Raw genomic sequence first — 2,786 nt, 5'->3', positions numbered from 1 at the left:
CCAAAGCCGGAGATTTTATCATTTTGCTCAGGACCCGTCAAGGGATGCCGGATAGAGAGGAAACCAGATTCTTAAACAAATCATATTAGCTCCTGTTGCACTTAGAATTATAGAATAACGAGCCCCCCGCACTTGGGGGGCTATTCGCCGGGCATGCTTACCGTTTGAGGCACTTGGCGAAATCTTTTTCCATTGTGCTTTTTCCTTGTATTTTCCTGATACCTTCTAAACAAATCCCTATTAATGATATACTTAAAATAGTACTCGCTAATTTAAAATATACCTTATTTGGTACCATTTCTATTGATTAGCATAACAACTCATGCTACAATGTATATACAGCAACACATGCCATGGAAAGTGATTATCGGACAGTATGAAAGGTTGTATTTCCATGGACCGTTTTATTTCCAACTGATACCGGAATATCGTACAAACTTCAGTGTATGTTTTTATAAGTGGGCATGTAAAAGAGGAAACTTTCCGGATTTGGACTTTATGAAGACTGACTGTTGAATCCCTGCTTCAGAAGTCATTTCGAGATCGTTGACGGAATCGGGTTAAGAAATAAAAAAGCGGCGCTCTTTACTGCTGCGCCGCACCACCTCGACATTCCCGATATCCCCGAGACTCCCGACTCCCGATTCAAAGTTTTTACTTCTAAGGTTACCTTTTCAGGATTCTGGTGTTTTTACAGCCCTCCATTTACCGAAAGGAAGGATATTATGGCAAAAGCAGAACTTCAGGAACTCTATGGTCTTTACATCAATGGGGAATTCGTACCCGCTTCGGATGGAGCCACTTTTGATGCGCACAACCCGGCAAATGGGGAAAAGCTGGCTTCCTGTGCAGAAGCAACGAAGGAAGATGTGGATAAAGCTGTCAAAGCTGCCCGGGCAGCTCTTCCGGGCTGGGCAAAGACTTCTCCCATTGAAAGACAGAATATTCTCCTGAAAATCGCTGATATTATTGAAGAAAATGCAGAGCATCTGGCCCTGGTGGAAACACTGGACAATGGCAAACCGATCCGTGAAACCCTGGCTGCCGATATTCCTCTGGGCTACGATCATTTCCGCTATTTCGCAGGGTGCCTCAGAGCCTGGGAGGGTTCTGCCACCATGCTGGATGACAACAATCTGTCCCTCATCCTCCATGAACCGGTAGGTGTGGTAGGACAGGTTATTCCCTGGAATTTCCCCTTCACCATGGCCTGCTGGAAACTGGCCCCGGCTCTCGCTGCCGGCGACACCATCGTCATTAAACCGTCTTCTCATACCTCTCTTTCCATTCTGGAACTGATCCGTCTCATCGGAGATCTCCTTCCAAAGGGCGTCCTGAATGTGATTACCGGTAAAGGCTCCCGCTCCGGCCAGTGGCTCCTGGATCACCCGGATATCGATAAACTGGCTTTCACCGGATCTACCGAAGTGGGCCACGGCGTTTACCAGGCTGCCTGCGACAAACTGATTCCGGTTACCCTGGAACTGGGCGGAAAATCCGCAAACATCGTCTTTGATGATGCCGATCTGAAACAGGCCATTGATGGCGCCTGCAAAGGTATCCTCTTCAATCAGGGCCAGGTATGCTGCGCAGGATCCCGTCTTTTCGTACAGGAAGGCATTTTCGATGAATTCCTGAAACATCTGAAAGCCACCTTCGAAGCCGTGAAGATCGGCGATCCCGCGGATCCGGAAACCCAGCTGGGTGCCCAGATTTACAAAGCCCAGCAGGATAAAGTGCTGAAATATGTACAGATCGGCATCGATGAAGGAGCACAGCTCATCACCGGCGGCGAAAGATACACTGAAAATGGCTGCGACAAAGGCTATTTCATGAAACCGACCATCCTTGTCACTGACAAGAATGCAGACAGAGTCTGCCAGGAAGAAATCTTCGGACCTGTCGTGGTCATCCAGAAATTCAAGACTGCCGATGAAGTTATTGCCCTTGCTAACGACAGCGTCTATGGCCTGGGCGGAGCAGTTTTTACAAAGAATATCAATACCGCCCTCAAAGTAGCCCGCGGAGTTCGCACCGGCCGTATGTGGGTGAATACCTACAATGATCTCCCCGCAGGCGCACCGTTCGGCGGCTATAAACAGTCCGGCATCGGCAGAGAAACCCATAAAGTCATGCTGGAACACTACAGCCAGACAAAGAACATCCTCATCAACCTTAAAGAAGGCATCAGCGGGATGTATGATATCAAATAAAATATTGTGATTTTTAAGAAGTCAGATTCGAAAGGGTCTGGCTTCTTTTTTATCGGAAAGAGAGATGAAAATCGAGAAACAGCGCCCGCGAAGCCATCTTCCCGATGTTAATGGATAAGGTATATCAAATTTACGAATTAGGGAAATAAAAGATTATGATGGAAGTAAAAAAATATAATAAATCATAGGAATTTATTGTATGAAATGCGTGAAATATTATTTTTTTATAAAGTAAAATTACATAAAAATTTGTAATTTTTTAATCATGGTGGTATAATAAGTTCGCACAACAGGGAATGCCCTGCTCTTTGTGTGGAAGAGAAGAGTAAAGAAGAGAAGAAACAGAGGAAACACGGCAACTCGCGCGGAAGCTCTTTTTGAAAATCCTTTCAGAATCAGGGTAAAAAATATTTTTTTCAAAAGGAGCTTACCTATGAAAAAGATTCTCGCAATCGCAGCAGTAGCTGCACTTACCGCTGGTGTTTCTGCATTTGCAGCAAACCCGTTCTCTGATGTTACTCCGGATGACTGGGCATTCCAGGCAGTTTCCGACCTCTCCGACCAGGGCGTCGT

General features: G+C 46.0%; 1 protein-coding gene and 1 pseudogene. Both read left to right on the top strand.

Annotated elements, in window-relative coordinates:
* Window positions 1–725 precede the first annotated feature (725 nt).
* Entirely contained in the window at window positions 726–2,213 is a 1,488-nt protein-coding gene (locus VZT47_RS09960) for an aldehyde dehydrogenase family protein (RefSeq protein WP_330224808.1), read from the top strand.
* 433 nt (window positions 2,214–2,646) lie between these two features.
* Window positions 2,647–2,786: pseudogene (locus VZT47_RS09955) on the top strand (S-layer homology domain-containing protein); the annotation flags it as partial.

This window comes from Dialister sp. (assembly GCF_036343215.1).
Lineage (GTDB): Bacteria > Bacillota > Negativicutes > Veillonellales > Dialisteraceae > Dialister.
The sequence above is the reverse complement of the archived record's forward strand: the minus strand, read 5'-3'. Positions and strand labels throughout refer to the sequence as shown.

What these genes read in the sequence shown, in the direction of transcription:
- VZT47_RS09960 (WP_330224808.1), top strand. Translation starts at nt 726, where the DNA reads ATGGCAAAAGCAGAACTTCAGGAACTCTATGGTCTTTACATCAATGGG.